Genomic DNA, 18,019 nt, shown 5'->3' with positions numbered 1-18,019 from the left:
ATGCACATCCTGTTTACCCTCAAGGATTTCAAGCCCGGCGGTGGCGTCGAGCGCGTTCAGCAACGGTTGTCCGAGCAGTTTCTCAAGGACGGCCGGCGCGTGAGCTTTTTCGTCATGAACGCGGACATGCCCGACACCCGGGACATTCAATGCTTCAGCGGTGGCGGCAGCGGCCTCGTCGGCCTGTTCAAGTCCATCGTTTTGCTGCGCCGGCTCATACGGCGTGAAGGTGTCACCCACCTCATTTCCGCCAAGGAGCAGGCCAACCTCTGCACGTGGTTCGCCACCCTGGGCAGTTCCTGCAAGGTCATCTACAGCCGCCATGCGACCCTCGACTGCAGCGAACAGAAAACCGGCCCCTCAAGCCTGCGTCTGCTCTACGCCTTGTACCTGTGTGGCAGTGGCAAGGTGGTGACGGTGTCCTCGGCGTTGCGCCAGACCCTTGCCGATGCCGTGCCTTGGGGGCGGCAGCGAATCCGTTATTGCCCCAACGCGGTCGTCACCGATCAACTGTTTCAAGCCGCCCGGGCGCCCCGGCCCGCCGACTTGCCCCGCAACTACTGGCTGAGTCTGGGGCGTCTGGTCGAACCCAAAGGGTTTCATCTGCTGCTCGATGCCTACGCGTTGGCGCTGCGCAGCGCGGCGCTGCCGGATCTGGTGATCGTCGGCGATGGCCCATTGCGCGAAGCCTTGGTCACCCAGGCCAGGCAATTGGGTATCGCACAACGGGTGCACTTCAGTGGTTTTCTGAGCAATCCCTATCCCGTGCTCAGGCAGGCCCGACTGTTCATTCTGAGCTCCCTGCAAGAAGGCATGCCGACCGTGCTGATCGAGGCTTTGGCGCTGGGCACGCCGGTGCTGGCCTGCGATTGCGAGACCGGGCCCAGAGAACTGCTGGACCATGGCCGACTCGGTCAACTGGTGATCGTCAACGACGTACAGGCACTGGCCGACGGCATGCTGCGCAACCTGACCTCAGGTCACATCGCTCCCGGCGAAAAGACGCTCACTGCCACCCTGCGCCCGTACACCAGTCAGTACGCGGCGCAGGCGTATTACCAGGTCTGGAATCAATGAAAAAGTTACTGATCATCCTCCATGACCTCAGCGCCGGCGGTGCTGAAAAAATGATGGCGCGGCTCGCCAAGGCACTGGTGGATGCGGGCAATGACGTGACATTGCTGATGCTCACCGGCGGCGGCCTTCACGCAGCGCATCTCGACCCGCGCGTGAAAAAGATTGAATTGCACAGTCCGCGCAGCGTCCGTGCGGTGCCGGCACTCACGCGATTCCTGCGTGCCAATCGCTTTGATGCCCAACTGGCAGCCCTCACCCACGTCAACGTGGTGGCGATCATCGCGGCGGCACTGTCCGGCACGCTGGCCCGGCTGCACGTCAGCGAGCGCAATGCCTTTTCCCATGACCGGCACGTGAACCCCGATTTCATGGTGCGCATGGCATATCGGGTGGCACCGCTGCTGTATCGGCTGATTCCCAATCCGGTGATCTGCGTTTCGCGCGGCGTCGCTCAGGATCTGGTCGATACCACCCTCGCCCGACGCCAGGACGTGACCATTGCTGACAACCCGGTGCTCGACAACGACTTTCGCGAGAGGCCACCGGGACTGCCCCGCCACCGCTGGCTGCTGGAAAAGTCCGGCACGGTGATTGTCGCCGTGGGGCGCCTGGCACCGCAAAAAGGTTTCGACACGCTGATCACAGCATTCGCCGCACTGCCGGATCGCGATGCCCGTCTGATCATTTTTGGCGAAGGCGCCCTCCGGGCCGAACTGCTTGAACAGGCGAAACAGCTGGGGGTGGCGGAGCGCTTCGATCTGCCGGGCTATGCCGATGATCCCCTGACAGAAGTGGCAGCAGCCGACTGCTTCGTACTCTCGTCGCGTTTCGAGGGCAGCCCCAACGCGCTGGTCGAGGCGTTATCCACGGGTACGCCGGTGGTGGCGACCCGCTGCCCCCATGGCCCTCAGGAGATTCTCGGCGGCGGCGTGGTGGCGCCGCTTGTCGCTGTCGATGATCCGATCGCCCTGGCCCAGGCCATCGCCGAGCAACTGTCCATACCGCGCGATCTGCAGCGTCAGTCACGCCTTGATGCGGCCGCACGATTCATGAGTGCCAGTGCGGTGCAGACCTACCTCAAAGCGTTGATCGGGAGCCCGTCATCATGAGCACATTGACGATCAGGTATTCGACGTTACGCGACGCCTTCACCGTGTTCGGGATCCTGTTTTACATTCAGGTGATCACTTTTGTCCTCGGTCTGGGCAGTGCCGCGAGCTTTGGCGACATCAATAAAGACCTCGAAGGCAACGTCGCCAATCAGGTCTGCGGCCTTATCACGCTGCTGGTGCCGCTGTTCTTTTTCATCCGCAACAAGGTATTCCTCAGCAAAACCTTTTATCGCAGCAACTTCTTCCTGCTGGTTTTTCTGCTCTGCGTCATCGCGTCGATCGGCTGGTCCCACGACCCGATGCTCAGCCTCAAGCGGTTCATCGCCCTGCTCGGCGTGGTGTTTTTCGCCGGTTTTCTTGCCTATAACTACTCCCTTGAAAAAATCACCTTCATGCTCGGTTGCGCCATCGGCATAGCGGCGCTGATCGGGTTGTTGCTCGCTGTGGTCATGCCTGAAGTGGCGTTTCTCTCCGGGGGCATTCGCGACGGCGCATTCAAAGGCGTTTTCGCCGAAAAGAATGCCGGCGCCCGGCTCAACGCGATCGCCATCGTGCTGTTGCTGCCGATGATCCGGCAGCGCAATCGCTGGGCGCTCTTCTGTTCGTTCTTTTCGCTGGTCGCGATCCTGCTTGCCCAGTCAGCCACCGGCGTGGCGCTGATCATTTCCGGCACGATCAGCTACTGGTACTTCCTCACAATGATCCGCCTGGGCATCAATCGCTCACAGCTGCTGTTCCTCGGATGCACCCTGCTCTACCTGCTGGTCTGTCTGTTTCTGTACAGCAACTTTGCGGTGCTGCTGGAAATGGCCGGTCGCGACCCGTCACTGACCGATCGGACGTTGATCTGGGAACTGCTCGCGCCCTTCATCGACAGCCAGTTTCTCAGGGGTTACGGCTTCGGCGCCTTCTGGGCAAGTCCCGATGCCGATGCGTTCATCACCCGCTGGGGTTACATCGGCAACGCCCACAGCGGCTACATGGAGACCCTGCTCAACGGTGGCCTCATCCAGCTGACGGCGCTGGCGCTGATGTTGGGTGAAGCACTGTTCAAGCAATACCGCGCCGTGACGGCGAATCAGGCAGCCCGGTTTCGTGCCAGTGCGCTGGTCATCATCGGCCTGTTCGTCGTCACCAATTATGTGGCGTACGTGATTCCCAACTACCGCTCCGCCGAGTTTCTGGTGTTCTGCACGCTGGCCCTGACCTTCCGGCACCACCACGCGACCTACCCCGAATCCTCACCGGCAGCGCTGCGTCAGCGTTCGTCGGGCAGCGCACTGCCGCGCGATTCCGCCCGCGCGTAACCCAAGGAGAATCACCGTGCCAAACCAAGCTCCCCGTTCAGCAGATTCAGTGTGCGTCATCATTCCGATGTACAACGGCGCCGACAGCATCGAGCAGACACTGACCTCCCTGGCCCGGCAAACCCGACTGCCCGATCACGTCATCGTCATCGACGACGGGTCCACCGATGACGGACCACAGCGGGTCAGGGACTTTGTCGCGCCGTTTCGCTTGACGCTGTTACAGCAACCCAACGAAGGCCAGGCCAGCGCCCGCAATCATGGGATGCGCCACTCTGAAGAGACGTTTGTGGCGATGCTCGATGCCGATGACCAATGGCATCCGCGAAAGCTGGAGTTACAGCTGGCACTGTATGACGAACTCACCCGCCAGGGCCGGCCGGTGGGGCTGATCGACTGCTATGCACAAGTCAATTACAGCGATGGCAGGCGCCAGCTGGACGACCGGTTGAAGAACGGCAGGCACTTCTACGATTTCATCCATGCCAACGTCGTCAATGGCGTCTCTACCGCGCTGGTCAAACGTGACGTGATCATGCAACTGGGCGGCTTCGATGCCAGCCTGCGTTATTCCGAAGACCGTTTCATGTGGACCCGGATCGCCGAGCATTGGGAGATCCACACGGTGCCGGAGGTGTTGCTGGAGCGCACGGTCAATGGCGGCAACATGACCGCGAATCCGAAAAAGTACTACCAGAACAAAATCCGCTTCATCGAGGTGTACCTCGCCCGCTACGGCGCGCAGTTGACCCGGCAGCAGCGGATCGATTTCGTGCTGGGCAACCACACCGATTTTCTCGAGGCGTTTTCCCGACGCGGCGAGCATGACCAGGTCCTCGGCGTGTACCGGCGAATGCTGGATTGCTCCTGGCAGGCCCTGTTCTTCGCCAGCGGCAAACCGACCTTGCGCTACCTCTATGCCCGCGCCAGAACCTTGCGCAAGGCAACGGCGTCAACCACGGCTCATTGATACGGTATCCGCCATGGCCAACCACCGTCTGACGACATTGACCTGGATCTTCACCGAGAAATTCGGCCTGATCCTGCTGTCGATGATTACCTTTGTCGCCTACGCCAGGCTGCTGTCGCCTGCCGAGCTGGGTGTGGGCACGGTCATCATTGCCATCGTCGAACTGATCGGTCTGGTGTACTCGTCGGTGCTGGAAGACCCGCTGGTCCGGCTTGAGCGGCTGGAAGACAAGCACATCTGCACCGCCTACTGGGCGGCGGTGCTGGTCAGCCTGGCGAGCATTGGCGTCATTTCGGGCGCGGTCATGCTGTACACCCCCGACCCGGTGCTGCAATGGATGACGGCGATAGCCTCGATAAAGATCCTGTTCACCATGATGGCGCGGGTCTATGTGGCGCAGATGCGCCGCAGCAGCAACTTCAGGATGCTGGCTTCGCGCACATTGCTGGGCAAAGTGGCGGGGGGAGTCGGTGGCATTGCCGTTGCGCTTTGGGGACTGGGTGCGTGGGCGGTCATTGCCCAGGCGCTGATCATGGAATTGATGTCGATCATTGTGTTGATGCGCGCCGACCCGCGACGTATCCCTTTTTACATCGATGGTCCGATCCTGCGTGAATTGTTGAGGTCAGGCGCACCGGTGGCCATCAACGCACTGAGCTCGCAAACCCTGCAGCGCGGGGTCAACGTGGTGCTGGGCATCACCGCCGGGGCGAACGCTGTCGGCATGTTCAACATGGCGATGCGCATCATCGAACTGCCACGCACCGCAATCTACAACGGCTTGCTGAGCTACGCGCTGCCGGCGTTCTCCCGGCGCAGCGCAGAGCCCAGACGATTGATCGGGATCGTTGGCGATTCTACCGCCGTCAGCGGGTTTGTGTTGACGCCCCTGTTCATCGGACTCGCACTCACGGCAAACGACCTGATCCTGTTGATCTTCGGCGCCAAATGGGCAGAGGCCATCCCGCTGCTGCAAGTACTGGCTTGCACGGCCGCCATCGGCAACAGCGCCATGTACGCCACCACCGCACTGGTGGCGGTCAACCGCAGCCACCTCACGATCAAGGCCGAAGTGCTGACCACCGCGCTGGCCCTGGCGCTGGTCTACACCCTCGGCAACCTGTACGGCGGCATGGCCGCAGCCGTCGCTCTGCTGGCGCGCATGCTGGTCATCACGCCGTTGCAAATCCGCGGCCTGAACACGGCGATCGGCTACAGCTGGCGCGGCTTTTTCGAAGCCAGTTACCGCAGCGTGATCGCTTCCCTGGTCATGGCTGCAACCGTGCTGCTGGTGCTACCGCAGCTGGGTCTCCAGGGCTACGTGCATTTGATCGGCAGCGTCGTGCTCGGCGCACTGAGTTATGCCGTGGGTTACAGCGCCCTGCACCCGCACTGGCCGCAGGAATTCAAATCGGTTTTCACCTCCCGCTGAGTTCAGCCCTGAGACAGGAAGGCCTCACCATGCGCAAAACCACGTTGATTACTGGCGGTGCCGGCTACATCGGCTCGCATACTGTGCTAGCCCTGATTAACGCCGGCCACAAAGTGCTGGTGCTCGACAACCTGTGCAACAGCTGTCGAGAGTGCATCCGGCGCCTTGAGCAACTGACCCTGACCCGCGTCGACTTCATCAAGGGCGATATTCGCGACTCGGTCCTGCTCGACGATATCTTCAGCCGGCACGACATCGAGGCCGTGGTGCACTTTGCCAGTCTCAAATCCGTCGAAGAAAGCGTGCGCAAGCCGCTGGATTACTACGTCAACAACGTTGCCGGCACGCTTGGCCTGTGTCAGGCGATGGCCCGCAATAACGTATTCCGGCTGGTGTTCAGCTCGTCAGCCACGGTGTACGGGGAGCCGACGCGCACGCCGATTGCCGAAGACTTTGGCACCGGCAAACCGGTCAATCCCTATGGCCGCACCAAGCTGATGATCGAAGAGTTGCTGACGGATCTGTGCAACTCCGATCCGCGCTGGAGCATTGGATTGTTGCGTTACTTCAACCCGATCGGCGCCCACGAAAGCGGAATGATCGGCGAAGACCCGCGGGGCCGCCCCAACAACCTGTTGCCGTGCCTGACCCAGGTTGCCATAGGCCGGATACCCGAACTCACGGTGTACGGCAGCGACTATCCCACGGTGGACGGGACCTGCGTGCGCGACTACATCCACGTGGTCGACCTGGCCATCGGTCACCTCAAGGCCCTGCAGGTGCTGCAGCACGCCAACGGCATTCACTACTGGAACCTCGGAACGGGCGTTGGCTACAGCGTGTTGCAAATCATCCACAGCTTCGAAGACATCACCGGCATCAGCATTCCCTACCGTTTCGTCCCTCGACGCGCGGGTGACATCGCCAAGTGCTGGGCCGATCCCGCCAAGGCAGGACGCGAACTGGGCTGGAGCGCGCTGCGTGGCCTGGAACAAATGATCACCGATACCTGGCGCTGGCAGTCGTGCAATCCGCAGGGGTATCAATCTTCATTCAAGATTCCGGCACCCGTTGCGGTGAAGTGATGCCGATGTTCAAAGAATGTCTGTTGGCCGTGCTGTTTTCAGTTTCGCTGATCAGCAACGCCGCGCAGGCACCTCCTGCGGTGCCGACCACCGGGCTCATGTTGTGGCTGGACGCGGCGGATGCGTCAACAGTGACTCTGGATGCGCAGAACCGTCTCCAGCGCTGGAGCGACAAGTCAGGCAAGGCCAATGACGCGACCGTCGATGGCGCTTCTTCGCCGCCACAACGGATGGAGAACAGCCTCAATGGCCATTCGGTGGTGCGCTTGAGCGGCAACTCTGGATTGCTCGGCCGGACCCTGCGCACGGCGAAAGGGCCTGCGACTGTACTGATCGTGTCCCGGCGGTTGCCGGAACAGGCCGGGGTCGATCCCTGGCAACGTTTGTTCAGTTCACGACCGCAGGCCGCCAGCAACGATAACGTGCTGCCGAATTTCGCCGTGAGCCTTCCGCAAACCGGTGCTTATGAGCCGACGGTTTCTGTCCTTGAGCTGCAGGACGTCCCGCTGGGACCGTATGGCGTGGGGCGCAATGCCGTCGGAAATGCCGAAAACTTTCGCGGCGACATCGCCGAAGTCCTGGTGTATGACCGGCCGTTTGCCTCGCTCGCGGAGCGCCAGCGCGTATTTCGGTACCTGGCGGACAAGTGGTCCGTGGCCATACCGGTTCAGGCCGATACCTGGACACGTGTCGGCCCGCTGGACGCTCTGCCGTCCCACATCCATCCGGATCTGCCGTTGTCCGACCAGGCCAATGCCGGCCGGTGGCTGCTCAACACCACGCTGTCCGACGAGTTCGATGGCACCACCCTCGACCGCACGCGCTGGCACGTCAACAATGCTATCGGGAACGAATCGCTGGGACGCAAGCCGGCGTTGTTCACCGAGCGCAATGCCAGCGTCGGCAACGGCTATCTGAAGATTGTCTTTCGCAAGGAAACCCTGCCGCCGAAATACGTGCAGCTAGGTTTCAAGGATTACACCTCGGGGATGGTTCGTACCCTCGAACGTGGCTTCTACGGCTATTACGAAACACGAGCCAAACCCATGAACTCTGCGGCTTCCAGCGCGTTCTGGCTGGCGTGGACAGGCATGGCCGACAACGCCACCGAAATCGATATCTTTGAAATCGGCGGCAAGACCAAAGAGGCGGCCTCGGACCGCGCCTACAACATGAACGCCCACCTCTGGGCCACGCCACAGAGCACCGAACATATCGCCGACGGCAGCACCTGGACCAGCCCCTGGCGGCTGGCCGGCGACTTTCATGTCTACGGCTTCGACTGGCAGCCCGACACCCTGCGCTGGTACGTCGATGGCGTACTGGTCAGGGAGTCGAAGAACAAACACTTTTTCTACCCCATGCAGATCGTCTTTGACAGTGAGGCCATGTGGAAATGGTTCGGCGTGGTCGACGATGCTGACCTGCCCTCCACGTTCGAAGTCGATTACATCCGCATGTGGCTACGCAGTCCTTGAGCACCCTACGCCGCTTTGGCCTTGAGTCGGATGTCACACGACACAGTCCTCAGTGATCGATCCGCGCTGACGAGTCTGGAGCGCCTGTACATGAACAAGCGACGACTGAACGAACTGGACTTGCTGCGCTTCCTCGCCGCGATCGCCGTGGTGTTTTTTCACTATGCGTTTCGCGGCTATGCGAGGGGCGATATGTCGGTAATGCCCTATCCGCTATTGGCTGACGTTGCCAAATACGGTTACCTGGGCGTCGAACTGTTTTTCATGATCAGCGGATTCGTGATCCTGATGACGGCTTCGAACAACGATCTCAAAGCGTTTTTCATTTCCCGCGTCATCCGCCTCTGCCCGGCTTTCTGGGTTTGCTGCACGATCACTTTTCTCGTCACGCTGGCCATTGGTCAGCCAAGATTTTCGGCTGATTTTTATCAATACATGATCAACATGACATTCCTCGGCGACCTGATCGGTGTCCCACCCATCGACGGGGTCTACTGGTCACTGTTCGTCGAAATAAAGTTCTACCTGATGATCGCCGTCCTGTTGGCCTTCAAGAAGATAGAGAAAATAGAAAACTTCCTTGTGCTCTGGCTGCTGATCTCGGCCGCAGCGGAAGTCTTTGCTTTCGAAAAACTGCGCTCGGTCCTGATCACCGACTACGCGGCCTATTTCATCGCTGGCGCGACGTTCTACATCATCTGGGACAAGGGTTTTACCAAATCCCGTATTTCCCTGCTGGCAGCCGCGCAGGCATTGGCCAGCTTCAACGCGATCAAGTGGGCCGAGTCGATTGAACTGAAATATTCGACCGAATACGATTCCTTGATTATCTGCGGTGTCATTGCCCTGTTTTTCATGACGTTTCTTTTTATCTCGACGCATAAAACGTCAGCCATCGGGAGGTTCGACTGGACAGCGTTGGGCGCCCTGACTTACCCGCTTTACCTGCTGCATCAAATGATCGGCTTCATGATCTTCAATATGGCTTATCCGGCTGTGAATCCTCACGTGCTGCTGTGGGGCACCCTCGCTTTGATGATAGGTGCCTCCCATGTCATCCATAAAGAAATAGAACCCCCGATGGCCAGACTGATGAAAAGATCCCTTTCATCCTCCTTCAAGCGTCTCAGAGTTGGTTAGTCGGTAGCGCAACAAGCTTGGCAACATCGGCCTATCGATAAATGAAAAAGACGGGAGAGATTTCGGCGAATACCGAAACCTCTCCCGTCTTTTTTTGTGGTGCAGAGTGCCCGTCACATCGACGATGAGCGCTTCAACGTCTCGCTCGGCAACTCCTTGAACAACGCTCGGTAACTGCTTGAAAAACGCCCCAAATGCCAGAACGACCAGTTCATCGCGACCTCCGCCACCGTCGTGTCTGCCGGGGAGCGTTTGAGCAATTCCCGCCGCGCACTGTTGAGCCGGCGCAAACGCAGCCAATGGCTCGGCGACATCCCGGTGTACGCCTTGAACGTCTGCTGCAACTGGCGAAGAGAAACCCCGGCCACCCGCGACAGCTCCAGCAGATTGAGGGTTTGTTCCGGTGAATCCGCCGCCCACTCTCCTACGCGTTTGAGGGTGATTCGCTCTTCGGCGCGGCGCTGCAAACCACCGCCGTCCAGGCACACGCTCGCGTTGTCGAGTATGAACAGGCAGTCCTCGAGCAATTGCTGGGTCAGCGCTTCTTTGCTTGGCTGATCAAGGGTTTGCGACAACTTCGTGAGAGTCGAGCTTAGCCAGCGACTGAACAATCCATTCTGCGCGCCATTGAGCGGAGCCATGAACAGACCTTCCAGCCTGGCCACGTCCAGGCCGTTGCGCTGGACGAACTCCGGGCCGAACACCACGGCGATTTCCTGATAGTTCTCCGGGGTAATCCAGATGTTGCGGCTCTCTTCATTGAGCAGATAGAGCGCGTTGTCGCTGCGATCGAAACAGAACGCCAGCGAGCCTTCCGGCGCGCTGAAATTCTGCTCGACCCGGGTGTTCATCTGTTCTTCGTAAACCTCCACACCCTGCAAATCCAGATAACGGATCTGCCCGGCGAAATGCCCCGGCGACATCTGCTGGTAATGCTGAACCCAACCCGGCGTGGCGCGGATTTGCTCGGTGACATCGGCGGTGTTGAACGCTTGAACCTGAAGCGGATTGCACGTCGTCATGGGGAACCTTGCGCACTCTTTTGGTGCGCTTTGGTGCTGCTGAAAGTGGATAGATGGAACGGCAAGGCCCGCCCAAGATAGTCGTCAACGCGCCACAGGGGAAGCCTGCGAAAGATGAAATCGCTTTTCCCCCGCGTCAACAAAACCAACGACGAGGTCTTTATGAATGCCCCTTTCGATCAGCTGTTCACGTGGCTGAAAGATCACAAGATTACCGAAGTGGAATGCGTGGTCAGCGACCTGACCGGCATCGCCCGCGGCAAGATCGCACCGACCAACAAGTTCCTGCATGAGCGAGGCATGCGCCTGCCGGAAAGTGTGCTGCTGCAAACGGTAACCGGGGATTTTGTCGACGACGACATCTACTATGACCTGCTCGACCCGGCCGACATCGACATGGTCTGCAAGCCGGTGAGCGACGCGGTGTACGTGATTCCATGGGCCATCGAGCCGACTGCCATCGTCATCCACGACACCTTTGACAAGTTCGGTAACCCGATCGAACTGTCACCGCGCAACGTACTGAAGAAAGTCCTGCAGCTGTACACCGACAAAGGCTGGAAGCCGATCGTGGCGCCGGAAATGGAGTTTTACCTGACCCAGCGCTGCGAAGACCCGGACTTGCCATTGAAGGCCCCGCTGGGCCGTTCCGGTCGCGCCGAAAGCGGTCGTCAGTCGTTCTCCATCGACGCCGCCAACGAATTCGATCCGCTGTTCGAAGACGTCTACGACTGGTGCGAACTGCAAGGCCTGGACCTGGACACGCTGATCCACGAAGACGGCCCGGCGCAGATGGAAATCAACTTCCGCCACGGCGATGCACTGGATCTGGCCGACCAGATCACCGTGTTCAAACGCACCCTGCGTGAAGCTGCGCTCAAGCACAACGTGACCGCGACCTTCATGGCCAAGCCGATCGGCGATGAGCCCGGCAGCGCCATGCACCTGCACCAGAGCGTGGTCGAGATTGCCAGTGGCCAACCGATTTTCGCCAATGCCGACGGCAGCATGAGCGATCTGTTCCGCCATCACATCGGCGGCCTGCAGAAATACATCCCGAAAGTGCTGCCGATGTTCGCGCCGAACGTGAACTCGTTCCGCCGCTTCCTGCCGGACACCTCGGCACCGGTCAACGTCGAATGGGGCGAAGAAAACCGCACCGTCGGCCTGCGGGTGCCGACCTCCGGGCCTGAGGCGATGCGGGTTGAAAACCGTCTGCCGGGCGCCGACGCCAACCCGTACCTGGCCATCGCCGCGAGCCTGCTGTGCGGTTACATCGGCATGGTCGAAGGCATCGAACCGAGCGCTGCCGTCGAAGGCCGGGCCTACGAGCGCCGCAACCTGCGCCTGCCGATCACCATCGAAGAAGCCCTGACCCAGATGGAAGAGTGCGACACCGTCGCGCGCTACCTGGGCAGCAAGTTCGTGCGCGGCTACGTCGCGGTGAAACGCGCCGAGCATGAAAACTTCAAGCGCGTGATCAGTTCCTGGGAGCGGGAGTTCCTGTTGCTGAGCGTCTGATTAAAACAACAAAAACCAACCCACGATCGTTCCCACGCGGAGCGTGGGAACGATCAGCAAGAGTCGCCTGAAAAATCCAATAATTCGAAGAGGTGTCGATATGCGTCTGTTGAAATCCATGATCCCCGCCGCGCTGGCCCTGGCGTGCAGTGCCGGTGCCCTCGCCCAACCCCAGGTCAGCGTCTACAACTGGACCGATTACATTGGCGAAACCACCCTCGGCGACTTCCAGTCCTCCAGCGGGATCAAGGTGATCTACGACGTCTTCGACTCCAACGAAACCCTAGAAGGCAAACTGCTCGCCGGTCGCACCGGTTACGACGTGGTGGTGCCGTCCAACCACTTCCTCGCCCGTCAGGTAAAGGCCGGTGCGTTCCTCAAACTGGACCGCTCGCAACTGCCGAACTGGAAAAACCTCGACCCGAAACTGCTGGCCCTGCTTGAGAAAAACGATCCGGGCAACGAGCACTCGGTGCCGTACCTGTGGGGCACCAACGGCATCGGCTACAACGTCGAAAAGGTCAAGCAAGTGCTGGGCATCGATCACATCGACTCCTGGGCCGTGCTGTTCGAACCGGAGAACCTGAAGAAACTCACCCAGTGCGGTGTGTCGATGATGGACTCCGCCGATGAAGTGTTCCCGGCGATCCTCAACTACATGGGCATGGACCCGCGCAGCGAGAAACCCGAAGACTACAAGAAGGCCGAAGAGAAACTGCTGAGCATCCGGCCATACATCACCTATTTCCATTCTTCGAAATACGTGTCCGACCTGGCCAACGGGGACATCTGCGTGGCCTTCGGTTACTCCGGCGACGTGTTCCAGGCCGCCAATCGCGCCAAGGAAGCCAAGAACGGCGTGAACATCGCCTATTCGATTCCCAAGGAAGGCGCGAACCTCTGGTTCGACCTGCTGGCGATTCCCGCCGATGCCGGCAACACCAAGGAAGCCCACGCCTTCATCAATTACCTGCTCGATCCGCAAGTGATCGCCAAGGTCAGCGCCTCGGTGGGTTACGCCAACCCGAACCCGGCGGCCAAGCAATACATGGATCCGGAGCTGGTCAACAATCCCGAGGTCTATCCGTCCCAGGAAGTCCTCGACAAGCTCTACATCTCCTCTACCCCGCCCCAGTCGATCATGCGTCTGATGACCCGGTCCTGGAGCAAAGTGAAGTCGAACAAATGAATCAGTACACCCAGGAACACGCCCACTCCTATTACGCCGCGTCGGCCCGGGCCAGCACACCTTATCCGGAACTGGCGGGTGACCTGATCGCCGATGTCTGCGTAATCGGCGGTGGTTTCACCGGCGTCAACACGGCCATTGAACTGGCGCAGCGCGGGCTTTCGGTAATTCTGCTCGAAGCCCGGCGCATCGGCTGGGGCGCCAGCGGGCGCAATGGCGGACAACTGATTCGCGGGATCGGTCATGACGTCGAAGGTTTCTCGCGGCATGTTGGCGCCGAAGGCGTGCGCTACCTGCACCGGGCCGGGATCGACTCGGTGGAGCTGGTGCGCCAGCGCATCAGCGACAACGCCATCGAGTGCGACCTGCGCTGGGGTTTCTGCGAGCTGGCCAACACGCCGGCGCAGTTCGACGCCTTCAAGGCCGAGCAAGACAGCCTGGCGCAGCTGGGTTACCGCCATGAAACGCGGCTGGTTGCCCCTGAGCTGATTCGTCAGCAAGTGGTGAACGCGGGTGTCTACAAGGGCGGCCTGATCGACATGGGTTCGGGCCACTTGCACCCGCTCGACCTGGTGCAGGGTGAAGCGCGGCTGGCGGCGTCCCTCGGGGTGCGGATTTTCGAACAGAGCCCGGTGCTGGAAATTCTCCACGGTTCGACCGTTCAAGTCCGCACCCAGAGCGGCACGGTGCGCGCCGGCAGTCTTGTGCTCGGCTGCAACGCGCATCTGGATGAACTTGAACAGCAACTCAGCGGCAAAGTGCTGCCCGCTGGCAGTTACATCATCGCCACTGAACCGCTGTCGGCGGAACGCGCCGCCGAGCTGATTCCGCAGAACCTGGCGCTGTGCGATCAGAAAGTCGGCCTCGACTACTACCGGCTCTCGGCGGACCGGCGCTTGCTGTTCGGCGGCGCCTGCCATTATTCGGGACGGGATCCGGCGGACATCGCCGCGTACATGCGACCAAAGATGCTCAAGGTGTTCCCGCAACTGGCGGATGTGCGCATCGACTATCAGTGGGGCGGCAAAATCGGCATCACCGCCAACCGCTTCCCGCAGGTCGGCCGTTTGAAGCAGCACCCGAACGTGTTCTACGCCCAGGGCTATTCCGGCCACGGCCTGAACGTCACTCACTGGTGCGCCAAGCTGCTGGGCGAGGCGATTCATGCCGGCCACAGTCAGGGCATGGATGTGTTCAGCGGCGTGCCGCACATGACCTTCCCCGGCGGCCCGGCGCTGCGCTCGCCGCTGCTGGCACTGGGGATGTTCTGGTATCGCCTGCGGGAACTGCTGGGATGAGGCCTGCCGGTTAAAGCGCCCTGCACATTTGCTCTATCGCGAAGCACTTCTATATTGATGAAGTGCTTTTGCGTTCCTGACGCTCAGTGCCCAACACACCCTGGAGGTCATGGATGGAGTCGTCAGCCGCCGATCAACCGCGAGCGCCCGGCCAGGCGCCGGTCAAGACCCGGCGTTTCAGCATCTCGCTGGTGTGGATCGTGCCGATCATCGCGGTGCTGGTGGGCATCTCGCTGGTGGTGCACAACCTGATGCAGGAAGGCCCCAGCATCATTGTCACCTTCAAGACCGGCAGCGGCCTGACCGCCAACAAGACCGAAGTCAAATACCGCAACGTGGTCATCGGCCAGGTCACGGACGTCGAGCTGAGCGACGATCAGAAAAGCGTCAACGCCACGATCAAACTGGCCAAGCAGGCCGAAACCTTTACCCGCGAAGACTCGCAGTTCTGGGTCGTGCGCCCGCGCATCGGTGCGGGCGGTGTTTCGGGCATCGACACGTTGCTGTCCGGCGACTACATCGGCGCCGATATCGGTCAATCGAACTCGCGCGCAAAACACTTCAAAGGCCTGGAAAACCCGCCGCCGATCACCTACGGCGAACCGGGCAAACGCTTCAACCTGCACGCCTCGGACCTCGGCTCGCTGGATATCGGCTCGCCGGTCTATTACCGCAAGATCCCGGTGGGCCAGGTGGTGGCCTACGCGCTGGACGCTGATGGCAAAGGGGTGAACATCGAGGTGTTCATCCACGCACCGAACGACGCCTACGTCACGGAAAACACCCGGTTCTGGAACGCCAGCGGGATTGACGTCAACGTCGGCGCCAACGGCTTTGCGGTGAAAACCGAATCGTTGTCGACCTTGCTGGTGGGCGGCATCGCCTTCCGCGCGCCGGAGTACAGCCCCAACGACGTTGCCGCCGCCGAAGAAAGAACCTACGACCTGTTTGAAGACCAGCAAACCGCCCTCGCCCCGCCCAACGGCAAGGCGCAATACCTGACCCTGCGTTTCGATCAGGCCCTGCGCGGGTTGAAAGTCGGCGCACCGGTGGAGTTTCTCGGCATCGAAATCGGCCGGGTAGTGAGCGTCAACCTGGACTTCGATCCGAAAAAACGCAGCTTCCCGCTCAACGTCGGCATCGTGATCTACCCGCAACGCCTCGGTCAGGCTCACGTCAAGATGCTTAAGGTACTCGAGCACAATCCGGACGACGAAGCCGCCGCCGTGCGCCTGATCGGCACCTTTATCGACAACGGCCTGCGCGCCCAGGCCCGCAGCGGCAACCTGCTGACCGGGCAGCTGTATATCGCGCTGGATTTCTTCCCCAAAGCCGAAAAAGTCGCGTTTGACCCCACCGCTCGCCCGATCAGCGTTCCGACCGTCCCCGGCAGCCTCGAACAGTTGCAGGAAAAACTCGAAGCGATGATCGACAAGCTCAACAAACTGCCGGTGGAACGGATTGCCGGCAACCTCGACAGCAACCTCGTGGAATTGCGCAAAGGCCTGACCCAGTTCAATGCCAGGACCCTGCCCGGCGTGCAGAACACCCTCGCCGACCTGAGCAAGACCCTGCAGTCGGCCAGCTCGACCCTGGCCGAAGATTCGCCGCAACGCGAACAACTGACCGAGACTCTCGACGAGCTTGGGCGCATGTCGCGTTCGTTGCGTGAACTGTCCGATTATCTGGGCCGTCATCCGGAATCGTTGATTCGCGGCCGCCCCGACAACGCCGCGCCACTGGACCTAAAAGGGCCGCCGCGCAATTGAGCACAGGAGCTGTCCCATGGCTTTACCGCTGAAGTTCACCGTGCTCGCGATCGGCCTGCTGCTGGGCGCCTGTAAAAGCGCCCCGATCAGCTTTCACACCCTGACACCGACGCAACCGATGACCGGCCGCGCCGGTTCGGAAATCGCCATCGAAGGCATCAGCGTGCCGCCGCAGGTCGACCGGCCGCAAATCGTGATCCGCCAGGGCAACAGCGGCCTGGCGATCCTTGAGACCGAATGGTGGGGCGCCAGCCTCAGCGATGAGTTACGCAGCGCGCTGGTGGATCAGCTCAGTAATGCCGGCGGCCCGCGCAAGACCTCGGTGCGCATTGATGTGCAACGCTTCGATTCGATACCCGGCCAATACGGGCTGATCGACGTCAAATGGCGCCTGCGCCAGGCCAACGCCGGGGACGACGCCCTGCTCGCCTGCCGCTCGCTGCTGCGAACCCCGTCCGGGCCGACCATCGATGATCTGGTGGTGGCCCAGCAGACCAACGTCAAGCGCCTGGCTGCGTTGATCAGTCAGGCTTCCACCGGCTCACGCGGCTGCCCGCCCGCCTCCTGATCGAAACGCAATGCCTACAAGTCGAAGCGATCCACCGCGCGGCGTCGCTCGTTGTCGTCGCGCACGTCGTAGTTGGCAGTCGTCTGGATATTGCTGTGATGGGCCAGTTTCTGGGCAATCGACAGGTCGTGCTCCTCAATCACCCGAGTGATGAACGAACGCCGGAAATCATGGGGCATGATCTTCACCCCGACCTGGGTCCCGCGCTGGCGGGCGATGTAATAGATCGCGTGCTTGGTGATGCGCTCGCGGGTGATGTGGCTGCCACGGCGAATACGGTTGAACAGAAACGCGTCGTCGCTCTCGCCTTCCTTGAGTTCCGAACGACGGAACTCCAGCCAGGCATTGAGTTTGGCAAACGCCCAGGCCGGTGCGTACTTGATCAGTTGTTTATTGCCCTTGGCGGTGACACACAAACTGCGCTCGTTGAAATCGACCTGATTGAGGTCCAGATCCACCGACTCCGACTTGCGCATGCCAGTGCCGTACAACAACGCAATCACCGCTGCATCGCGCAAACCCTGTGGCCGTGGATCAGCGGCGCAGACTTCCATCAATTCATGAATCAGCGTGCGCTTCAGATTGCGCCCCTGAGACAGTCGCGTGCCGGCAATGCCTTTGACCGAGCGCATCTTCAATAGATGTTCCTGGCTGATAAGACTCATGCGCCAGGCTTCATTCATTACACCGCGAATGGCGTTTACATACAGCGAAGAAGTATTCGGTGCGTAATTGTCGGCGCGCAATGCAGCGACTAACGCAACGACATCTTCCGGTTGCAGCGCGTGCCACGGAATGTCTTCGACGTTCATGTCTTCGAAACCGAGTCGGTCGGCGGCATCTTGCAAAACGTAACGCATGGTGAGTTGGCTGGAGGGAGCCAGACGCGCCAGATACACGGTCATCGGGTTGGTTTTCAGGGTGTCGGGGGATGCAACGGGTAAGTCAATCAAACGTCGGGCCTTGAGTAAAAGCAGTTCAACACAGCAACTAACAACTGCAACATTCTTAATATAAGGGGAACACTTCCGTAGGACTTTTCTACTAAAAA

The 18,019-nt window shown here is 60.4% G+C and carries 15 protein-coding genes; 13 read left to right on the top strand and 2 right to left on the bottom strand.

The genetic code is table 11. The features are described 5' to 3' along the window. From C1X29_RS02675 to C1X29_RS02640, 8 genes are all read left to right on the top strand, one after another. Positions 1-1,077 (top strand): glycosyltransferase, encoded by a 1,077-nt coding sequence (locus tag C1X29_RS02675; RefSeq protein WP_102716875.1) that lies wholly within the window; start codon positions 1-3, stop codon positions 1,075-1,077. Continuing rightward, positions 1,074-2,186, top strand: a complete 1,113-nt coding sequence (locus tag C1X29_RS02670; RefSeq protein WP_102716789.1) for a glycosyltransferase — start codon at positions 1,074-1,076, stop codon at positions 2,184-2,186. Before C1X29_RS02675 ends, C1X29_RS02670 begins: the two co-directional genes overlap by 4 nt. After that, positions 2,183-3,496, top strand: a complete 1,314-nt coding sequence (locus C1X29_RS02665; protein ID WP_102716788.1) for an O-antigen ligase — start codon at positions 2,183-2,185, stop codon at positions 3,494-3,496. The genes C1X29_RS02670 and C1X29_RS02665 overlap by 4 nt, the downstream gene beginning before the upstream one ends. A 49-nt stretch (positions 3,497-3,545) precedes the next feature. Further along, complete coding sequence (locus C1X29_RS02660; RefSeq protein WP_256584312.1) at positions 3,546-4,466, top strand: glycosyltransferase family A protein; 921 nt, start codon at positions 3,546-3,548, stop codon at positions 4,464-4,466. Positions 4,467-4,479: 13 nt separating this feature from the next. Next, positions 4,480-5,898: an oligosaccharide flippase family protein gene (locus tag C1X29_RS02655; RefSeq protein ID WP_102716786.1), complete on the top strand. Its 1,419-nt coding sequence runs from the start codon at positions 4,480-4,482 to the stop codon at positions 5,896-5,898. A 29-nt stretch (positions 5,899-5,927) separates the two neighbouring features. Next, positions 5,928-6,983 carry a UDP-glucose 4-epimerase GalE gene (gene galE, locus C1X29_RS02650; protein ID WP_102716785.1) on the top strand — a complete coding sequence of 352 codons (1,056 nt, stop codon included), beginning with the start codon at positions 5,928-5,930 and terminating at the stop codon, positions 6,981-6,983. After that, positions 6,983-8,461 (top strand): family 16 glycosylhydrolase, encoded by a 1,479-nt coding sequence (locus tag C1X29_RS02645; RefSeq protein WP_102716784.1) that lies wholly within the window; start codon positions 6,983-6,985, stop codon positions 8,459-8,461. The genes galE and C1X29_RS02645 overlap by 1 nt, the downstream gene beginning before the upstream one ends. 90 nt (positions 8,462-8,551) lie before the next feature. After that, entirely contained in the window at positions 8,552-9,601 is a 1,050-nt protein-coding gene (locus tag C1X29_RS02640; RefSeq protein ID WP_102716783.1) for an acyltransferase, read from the top strand. Between the two features lie 113 nt (positions 9,602-9,714). Here C1X29_RS02640 and C1X29_RS02635 read toward each other — a convergent pair whose 3' ends face one another. Next, a complete protein-coding gene (locus C1X29_RS02635; RefSeq protein WP_102716782.1) occupies positions 9,715-10,623 on the bottom strand; it encodes a helix-turn-helix domain-containing protein in 909 nt (302 codons plus the stop codon). 162 nt (positions 10,624-10,785) lie between these two features. On the opposite strand from C1X29_RS02635, the gene C1X29_RS02630 reads away from it, so the two are divergent. The 5 genes from C1X29_RS02630 to C1X29_RS02610 all read left to right on the top strand — a co-directional run bounded on the left by C1X29_RS02630 (position 10,786) and on the right by C1X29_RS02610 (position 16,968). After that, on the top strand, positions 10,786-12,144 hold the full coding sequence (locus C1X29_RS02630) for a glutamine synthetase family protein (protein ID WP_064384094.1): 1,359 nt from the start codon (positions 10,786-10,788) through the stop codon (positions 12,142-12,144). A 100-nt stretch (positions 12,145-12,244) separates the two neighbouring features. After that, positions 12,245-13,333 carry a polyamine ABC transporter substrate-binding protein gene (locus C1X29_RS02625; RefSeq protein WP_102686114.1) on the top strand — a complete coding sequence of 363 codons (1,089 nt, stop codon included), beginning with the start codon at positions 12,245-12,247 and terminating at the stop codon, positions 13,331-13,333. Next, positions 13,330-14,631 (top strand): FAD-binding oxidoreductase, encoded by a 1,302-nt coding sequence (locus C1X29_RS02620; RefSeq protein WP_102716781.1) that lies wholly within the window; start codon positions 13,330-13,332, stop codon positions 14,629-14,631. The genes C1X29_RS02625 and C1X29_RS02620 overlap by 4 nt, the downstream gene beginning before the upstream one ends. 113 nt (positions 14,632-14,744) lie before the next feature. Beyond that, positions 14,745-16,400 (top strand): intermembrane transport protein PqiB, encoded by a 1,656-nt coding sequence (locus tag C1X29_RS02615; RefSeq protein WP_102716780.1) that lies wholly within the window; start codon positions 14,745-14,747, stop codon positions 16,398-16,400. A 16-nt stretch (positions 16,401-16,416) separates the two neighbouring features. Next, positions 16,417-16,968 (top strand): membrane integrity-associated transporter subunit PqiC, encoded by a 552-nt coding sequence (locus tag C1X29_RS02610; RefSeq protein ID WP_102716779.1) that lies wholly within the window; start codon positions 16,417-16,419, stop codon positions 16,966-16,968. A gap of 14 nt (positions 16,969-16,982) precedes the next feature. Here C1X29_RS02610 and xerC read toward each other — a convergent pair whose 3' ends face one another. Then, positions 16,983-17,873 carry a tyrosine recombinase XerC gene (gene xerC, locus C1X29_RS02605; protein ID WP_102686110.1) on the bottom strand — a complete coding sequence of 297 codons (891 nt, stop codon included), beginning with the start codon at positions 17,871-17,873 and terminating at the stop codon, positions 16,983-16,985. Between the last annotated feature and the right edge of the window lie 146 nt (positions 17,874-18,019).

It is taken from the genome of Pseudomonas sp. GW456-12-10-14-LB2 (genome assembly GCF_002884345.1).
Classification (GTDB): Bacteria; Pseudomonadota; Gammaproteobacteria; order Pseudomonadales; family Pseudomonadaceae; genus Aquipseudomonas; species Aquipseudomonas paraglycinae.
This window is presented reverse-complemented; position numbering and strand designations above follow the sequence as displayed.